Consider the following 6,375-nt stretch of genomic DNA (forward strand, 5'->3'; position numbering starts at 1 on the left):
TACAGTTCCCGTCACGTCGCGCACTCGGACACTCGGACGGCCGCGATCGGAGAGCGCGACACCTCGACGATCGACCTGAGGATGAGCCTTGCCGAACCATCGTGTGTCTTCCGGTTCCCTATCCGTCGCAGATCTACTCGGCGAGACCGATACGCGCAATCGCGGCGCGACCGATACCCACCGTCGCGGCGCGACCGATACCCGTTGTCCCACCGGTCATCGCGCCGACTCCCCCGCTACCGGCAGCTTCCGGGCGCTCGCCGGTATCGCGATGGCCGCCGGCGCACTGCTGACCACCGGCGCGCATCTGACGCCCGCGCTCGCCACCGCGGCGCCGATCGGCCCGGCCGAGGATCTCGCCCCCGAAGCCGAACCCGATACCGCCCCAGTGCAACTCGCGCCTCCGGTGGCGCCGGTCAGTACGCCCTTCGGCCTCGTCGGCCTTCCGGCGGAGATCGCGGCGCCGCTCGCGCAGGCCGAGCAGTTCATCAAAGATGTTCAGCAGCAAGCCGCGGGCCTGCAGCAGCAGGCGGTCGATCTGCAGCAGCAGGCGATCGAGGCCCTGCCCGCGATTCCCGAGGCGGCGAAACCCGCTGACACGACGGTGCTTCCGGTGTCCGCCGGGCAGATCAGCTCCGGATTCGGTAGTCGCTGGGGCGAATTCCACTACGGGGTGGACATCGCCGACGCGCTGGGCACTCCGATTCACTCCGCCATGAGCGGCACGGTCCTCGAGGCGGGTCCCGCGTCCGGCTTCGGCCAGTGGGTCCGCGTGCAGCAGGAGGACGGGACCATCGCGGTCTACGGCCACGTCAACGACATGTACGTCCAGGCGGGTCAGCACGTCGAGGCGGGCGACGTGATCGCCTCGGTGGGCAATCGCGGCCAGTCCACCGGCCCGCATCTGCATCTGGAGATCTGGGACGTGAACGGCAAGAAGGTCGATCCCGTCGCCTGGCTGGCGGGCAAAGGAATTCTCACGGAACAGCATTGGGGCGCGGACTGACTCGTCGGTCCCGTGGACACGCACTGACGCGTCGGCCCCGGACACGCACTGGCATTTCGACCCCGGACACGGACCGGCCCCCGGTGCGCTGTGCGGCGCCTCGGGGGCCGAATCGCCCGGCGTTCCCACGACATCGTCCGCGGAGGAGTGGCGGCGTCATCGCTGTGCCGGTGATCGAATCACGACTCGATCAGGTCATCGTCGTGCTCAGTGTTTGAAGGCGTCCTTGACCTTTTCCCCCGCGTCCTTCACGTCGGACTTGGCCTGATCGGCCTTGCCCTCGTTCTCGGTGCTGTGGTCGCCGGTAACCTGGCCCAGTTTTTCCTTCGCCTTACCGGCGAGGTCCTCGACCTTGTTCTTGGCCTTGTCAGTGGCACTCATACGAATGTTCCTCTCTCGGCCGGTCACACCGTGGTGGTGCGACCTGTTTGCGGCCTACCCGGCTCCCGGGCACACAAACACCGGGGCGCGGAGATAGAGATCCAGATCACTCGTCGGTGCGACTCAGCTTGGCGTTGAGTTCGAGGGCATCCTGCAGTTGATCCTCGAGGATGATGATGCGGCAGGCGGCATCGAGCGCCGTGCCCTGGTCGATCAGCTCGCGCACGCGTCCCGCGATCCGCAGTTGATAGCGTGAGTAGCGGCGATGGCCGCCCTCGGATCGTTGGGGGGTGAGCAGTTTCGCCTCATCGAGGCTGCGCAGAAAGGCGGGGGTGGTACCCAGCATCTCCGCCGCACGCCCCATCGTGTAGGCCGGATAGTCATCGTCGTCGAACCTGGCGTTGGCGCTCCCGGGACCTGAAGTCATGTGTGCCCTTCGTCGTACCTCATACTCGACGAGTATGTTTCCTGCACTCCTGGTGAAGAATACATGATGACAGACATGGCAGGATATCTATACTCGATGCTGTAGATTTCCTGACCGATGCGTGGTACAAATCTACGCGGGCATCGATGCGGCGCGGGTTTCCCGCGCCGTGCCGGTGCCGACTCCGTCGGCCGTACAGACCACGCGCGACCACGGAGCCTGTGAGTGACGTGGAGGGCACCAATGAACAACGAAGGCGATTCGGAAATCCTCGAGGTTCAATCTCGGATTGTGCACTCGATTCCGGTCGTCGCCGCCAGCGGCGAGATCGACATCGTATCGGCTCCTCTGCTGAAGTCCGCCCTGGACGAGGCAGTACAGGCCGATCCCTCGATGCTCATCGTGGATCTGTCGGGGATCACCTTCCTCGGGTCGGTGGGGCTCAGCGTCCTGATCGCCCTGCGGGAGTCGACCACGATCGAATTGCAGATCGTGGTCTCCCAGCAGGCACGCCGCCCGATCGAGGTGACCGGAATGGCTGAGTTCTTCACCCTGACCGAATCCCTCGAAGACGCCCTACCGCAGATCTGATCCAGATCGATCGGACGAGCACCGGGAATCCACGGAACCGACGGCCCAGCCGCCACCCCCACGGGTTCCCGGTGCTCGCCGTGCGTACGGGCCCGGTTCAACGCCGCCCTCGCGATCGCGGTGATGCCGCGTTCGCCGGATCAGCGATTACAAATCAGCCAATTCGGGCAAACAAACAGCAATAGCCACCGTGAATGGCAGAAGATTCGAGGACACCCCACGCAGCACCGGCCCACCACCTCAGGAGCCACCCATGACCGTCCCGGCAAAGCCGTCCCTGATATCCCGCATCTCGCGCAATCAGTGGCTGGCCATCATCCTCATCGTGCTGGCCATCGCCTTCATCGCCGAGAACCGGCACAGGGTCGACATCGAATTCCTGCTCCTCACGATCAGCTCGCCGATGTGGCTGGTGCTGCTGGTCACCTTCGCGGTCGGCTGGCTCGCGGGATTTCTGATTCGCCGATCCCGCAACTGACCCAGCGCTTCCACAGCGGCAGGGACTGCCTCCGAAACATCACGGAGACAGCCCCTTTCGCGGGACCGCGTGGAACTCAGCGGCTCAGCACCACGGTGGAACCGTGGCCGAACAGCCCCTTGTTGGCGGTGATGCCGACCCGGGCGTCCTCGACCTGCCGACCGGTGGCGCGGCCCTGCAGCTGCCAGGTGATCTCACAGACCTGCGCGATGGCCTGGGCGGGGACCGCCTCGCCGAAGCAGGCCAGGCCGCCGCTGGGGTTGACCGGAATGCGGCCGCCGAGCGTGGTCTCGCCCTCGCGCAGCAACTTCTCCGCTTCACCGCGCCCGCAGAAGCCGAGGTGCTCGTACCAGTCGAGCTCGAGCGATGTGGCCAGGTCGTAGACCTCGGCGACGTTCACGTCCTCGGGGCTGATGCCGGACTGCTCGTAGACCGCGTCGCCGATGGAGTCCATGAACGAGCGTGCCGGAGCCGGAACCACCACGGAGGAGTCGGTGGCGATGTTCGGCATCTCCATGACCGTGTTGGGGTAGGTCGGGGTGATGCTCGCGACGCCCTTGATGCACACCGCGGGGGCGTTGAGGCCCAGCTCGCGCGCCTTGGCCTCGCTCATCAGCACCAGCGCCGCGCCGCCGTCGGAGGTGGCGCAGATGTCCAGCAGATGCAGTGGATCCGAGACGACCGGCGAGGCGAGCACATCCGCCTCGCTGACCTCCTTGCGGAAGCGAGCGCGCGGATTGGCCAGACCGTGGCGCGCGTTCTTGACCTTCACCGCGGCGAAGTCCTCGACGGTCGCGCCGTAGACATCCATGCGCCGGCGCGCGCTGAACGCGAAGTAGGTCGGGTTGGTCGCACCCAGCAGCCGGAATCGCAGCCAGTCCGGATCATTGGGCCGGTCACCGGCATTGGGGGCCAGGAAGCCCTTCGGGGTGGTGTCCGCGCCCACGACCAGCGCGATATCGCAGAGCCCGGCCATGATTCGCGCGCGGGCCACGTCGATGGCCATCGCGCCCGAGGCACAGGCCCCGTACGCGGTCGCCAGCTGCGCGCCGGTCCAGCCCAGCGCCTGCGCGATCGAGGAGCCCGCGACATAGCCCGCGTAGCCACTGCGCACGGTCTCCCCGGCTGCGACGAATTGCACGTCACGCCAAGCGATTCCGGCATCGGCGAGAGCCTCCACGGCAGCTTCCACGCCGTACTCGACGAACGAGCGGCCCCACTTGCCCCATGGCGTCATACCGACGCCGGCAACGATTACCTCGCTCATTTCGCCACTCCTACCGGACGCCACTTCCACATCGTGTACTCGTGGTCGTCATCGCTGAACAGCGTGTCCACCACCAGTTCCACCCGGTTTCCGACCCGCAGGTCCTCGACCGTCACACCGTCGACGGCCGCACCGAGCACCACCAGACCGCTGTCGTCGACCTCGACCGCGATCAGCGCGAACGGCTCATAGGGATCGGTGGTGGGCACGAACGGCGGCGGCGGCTGATACCGCAGATCCGTGTAGCTCCACACCGTGCCGCCCGGGCCGAGCCGGGTCTCCGCGAAATCGTTCGCCCCGCAGTCGGGATTCGGGCACCGGTAGCTCGCCGCCGGGAACGCGACCGTGCCGCACGCCTGGCATCGGCTGCCGAGCAGGGCCGGACCGCCCTCCTCGGTGAACCAGCCCTCGGCGCCCAACGCCGGTTTTCTCGTTCTCATCCCATATCCTCCAGGCTTCTCCGTCGGCTCGCTCCGAGCCCACTTTAAGCGCCCACGCTTATCCGACGGATTCGCGGCGATACTACGTGAATCCCCGTGAGACGGAAATGCTTTGGTCCGACCAGTGGGACGGCCGGCGAACCCGCGCGGATCAGGTCCGGGACTCGAGCCGCCGCACCAGTGCGATCAGCCCGGCGCGCAGGGCCTGCGGGTCCTCGGAGTCCGCGCCGATGACCATGCGGGCCACCTGCGGCACCGAGAACCACCAGGCCGCCAGCGCCGCCACCGCGTACAGCAGATAGCCCGGCGACACCTCTCCCGGAAGCGCCCCCGCGCGTTGGGCGGCGCCGAGCGCGGCCACCTTCTCGGCGTAGTGCGCGGCGCGCGCGGATTCGGCGGAGAGCGTGTGCTCCGGGGGCTGCAATCCCTCCCAGTGCAGCAGGCGCAGGAACTGCGGGTGGGTGAGATGGAAGTCGAACACGTGCCCGGCGTACTCGGCCAGCTCGCCGGCCTTGTCGGGCGAGAGCGGGCTGGCGGCGGCGAGCTGCTCGAGCTGGTCGGTCAGGACGGCCTCGAACAGGCCGCGCTTATCGCCGAAGTACTGGTAGATGCGTTCCTTGTTGACACCCGCCCGGGTGGCGATGGCCGCGACCCGGCCCGCGTCGGGTCCGCGTTCGGCGAACTCGTGCACCGCCGCTTCCAGCAGCCGCCGCTTGGTGCCCTCGGTATCCCATGCCATGTGGCCCATCCAACCATTTCCAACCCCACGGTTGCGGATGCGCACCCACTCGTGCGAAACTCCAACCCTACGGTTGCAACCACACGGTTGGAGTTTTGAGGAGGCGGCACGATGCCAGATCTGCGTTCACGCACGGTCACCCACGGACGGAACATGGCCGGAGCCCGCGCGCTCATGCGGGCCAGCGGCGTGCCCTCCGCCGATATCGGGCGCAAGCCGGTCATCGCCATCGCGAACAGCTTCACCGAGTTCGTTCCCGGCCACACCCACCTGCAACCGGTCGGCCGGATGGTCTCCGAGGCGGTGCGCGAGGCCGGCGGAATCGCGCGCGAGTTCAACACCATCGCCGTCGACGACGGAATCGCCATGGGGCACAGCGGAATGCTGTACTCGCTGCCCTCGCGCGACCTGATCGCGGATTCGATCGAGTACATGGTCAACGCGCACTGCGCCGACGCCCTGGTGTGTATCTCCAACTGCGACAAGATCACTCCCGGCATGCTCATGGCCGCCATGCGCCTGAACATTCCGACGGTGTTCGTCTCGGGCGGCCCGATGGAGGGCGGCACCGCGGTGCTGGTGGACGGCACGGTGCGCGCCCGGCTCGATCTCATCGTCACTATGGCCGAGGCCGTCTCCCCCGACGTCTCGGACGAGGACCTGACCCGCATCGAGGAGAACGCCTGTCCCACCTGCGGTTCCTGCGCGGGCATGTTCACCGCCAACTCGATGAACTGCCTCACCGAGGCACTGGGCCTGGCCCTGCCGGGCAACGGAACCACCCTGGCCACCCACACCGCGCGGGCGGAGCTGTACCGCGCGGCCGGGCATTCGATCATGGACCTGACCCGGCGCTACTACGACCGGGACGACGCGTCGGTGCTGCCCCGGAACATCGCCTCACACAACGCGTTCGACAATGCCATCGCCCTGGATCTGGCCATGGGCGGCTCCACCAACACCGTGCTGCACCTGCTGGCCGCGGCCCGAGAGGCCGGACTCGACTACACGCTCACCGATATCGAGAAGATGTCGCCGCAGATCCC

At 67.2% G+C, this 6,375-nt stretch carries 9 protein-coding genes; 4 read left to right on the top strand and 5 right to left on the bottom strand.

Features of this window, described 5'->3' with window-relative positions:
* Window positions 1-88 precede the first annotated feature (88 nt).
* Window positions 89-1,006 (top strand): M23 family metallopeptidase, encoded by a 918-nt coding sequence (locus tag NJ1_RS08935; protein WP_067690122.1) that lies wholly within the window; start codon window positions 89-91, stop codon window positions 1,004-1,006.
* A gap of 207 nt (window positions 1,007-1,213) precedes the next feature.
* Here NJ1_RS08935 and NJ1_RS08940 read toward each other — a convergent pair whose 3' ends face one another.
* Window positions 1,214-1,387, bottom strand: a complete 174-nt coding sequence (locus NJ1_RS08940; RefSeq protein ID WP_067690125.1) for a CsbD family protein — start codon at window positions 1,385-1,387, stop codon at window positions 1,214-1,216.
* 106 nt (window positions 1,388-1,493) lie between these two features.
* Window positions 1,494-1,751 (bottom strand): helix-turn-helix domain-containing protein, encoded by a 258-nt coding sequence (locus tag NJ1_RS08945; protein WP_218025156.1) that lies wholly within the window; start codon window positions 1,749-1,751, stop codon window positions 1,494-1,496.
* Window positions 1,752-2,057: 306 nt separating this feature from the next.
* On the opposite strand from NJ1_RS08945, the gene NJ1_RS08950 reads away from it, so the two are divergent.
* Complete coding sequence (locus tag NJ1_RS08950; RefSeq protein WP_067690131.1) at window positions 2,058-2,405, top strand: STAS domain-containing protein; 348 nt, start codon at window positions 2,058-2,060, stop codon at window positions 2,403-2,405.
* Window positions 2,406-2,658: 253 nt separating this feature from the next.
* On the top strand, window positions 2,659-2,883 hold the full coding sequence (locus NJ1_RS08955) for a DUF1049 domain-containing protein (RefSeq protein WP_067690144.1): 225 nt from the start codon (window positions 2,659-2,661) through the stop codon (window positions 2,881-2,883).
* A gap of 76 nt (window positions 2,884-2,959) precedes the next feature.
* Here NJ1_RS08955 and NJ1_RS08960 read toward each other — a convergent pair whose 3' ends face one another.
* From NJ1_RS08960 to NJ1_RS08970, 3 genes are all read right to left on the bottom strand, one after another.
* Window positions 2,960-4,150: a lipid-transfer protein gene (locus NJ1_RS08960; protein ID WP_067690146.1), complete on the bottom strand. Its 1,191-nt coding sequence runs from the start codon at window positions 4,148-4,150 to the stop codon at window positions 2,960-2,962.
* On the bottom strand, window positions 4,147-4,590 hold the full coding sequence (locus NJ1_RS08965) for a Zn-ribbon domain-containing OB-fold protein (protein WP_067690148.1): 444 nt from the start codon (window positions 4,588-4,590) through the stop codon (window positions 4,147-4,149). Before NJ1_RS08965 ends, NJ1_RS08960 begins: the two co-directional genes overlap by 4 nt.
* A gap of 151 nt (window positions 4,591-4,741) precedes the next feature.
* Window positions 4,742-5,329 carry a TetR/AcrR family transcriptional regulator gene (locus NJ1_RS08970; protein ID WP_067690235.1) on the bottom strand — a complete coding sequence of 196 codons (588 nt, stop codon included), beginning with the start codon at window positions 5,327-5,329 and terminating at the stop codon, window positions 4,742-4,744.
* Between the two features lie 111 nt (window positions 5,330-5,440).
* On the opposite strand from NJ1_RS08970, the gene NJ1_RS08975 reads away from it, so the two are divergent.
* On the top strand, window positions 5,441-6,375 hold a 935-nt coding region (locus NJ1_RS08975), incomplete at its 3' end, for a dihydroxy-acid dehydratase domain-containing protein (RefSeq protein WP_174557059.1).

This window comes from Nocardia jejuensis NBRC 103114, assembly GCF_001613145.1.
Taxonomy (GTDB): Bacteria; Actinomycetota; Actinomycetes; order Mycobacteriales; family Mycobacteriaceae; genus Nocardia; species Nocardia jejuensis.

Coding starts and splice junctions, on each gene's coding strand:
- NJ1_RS08940 (WP_067690125.1), bottom strand. CDS start 1,387: ATGAGTGCCACTGACAAGGCCAAGAACAAGGTCGAGGACCTCGCCGGT.
- NJ1_RS08945 (WP_218025156.1), bottom strand. CDS start 1,751: ATGGGGCGTGCGGCGGAGATGCTGGGTACCACCCCCGCCTTTCTGCGC.
- NJ1_RS08950 (WP_067690131.1), top strand. CDS start 2,058: ATGAACAACGAAGGCGATTCGGAAATCCTCGAGGTTCAATCTCGGATT.
- NJ1_RS08955 (WP_067690144.1), top strand. CDS start 2,659: ATGACCGTCCCGGCAAAGCCGTCCCTGATATCCCGCATCTCGCGCAAT.
- NJ1_RS08960 (WP_067690146.1), bottom strand. CDS start 4,150: ATGAGCGAGGTAATCGTTGCCGGCGTCGGTATGACGCCATGGGGCAAG.
- NJ1_RS08965 (WP_067690148.1), bottom strand. CDS start 4,590: ATGAGAACGAGAAAACCGGCGTTGGGCGCCGAGGGCTGGTTCACCGAG.
- NJ1_RS08970 (WP_067690235.1), bottom strand. CDS start 5,329: ATGGCATGGGATACCGAGGGCACCAAGCGGCGGCTGCTGGAAGCGGCG.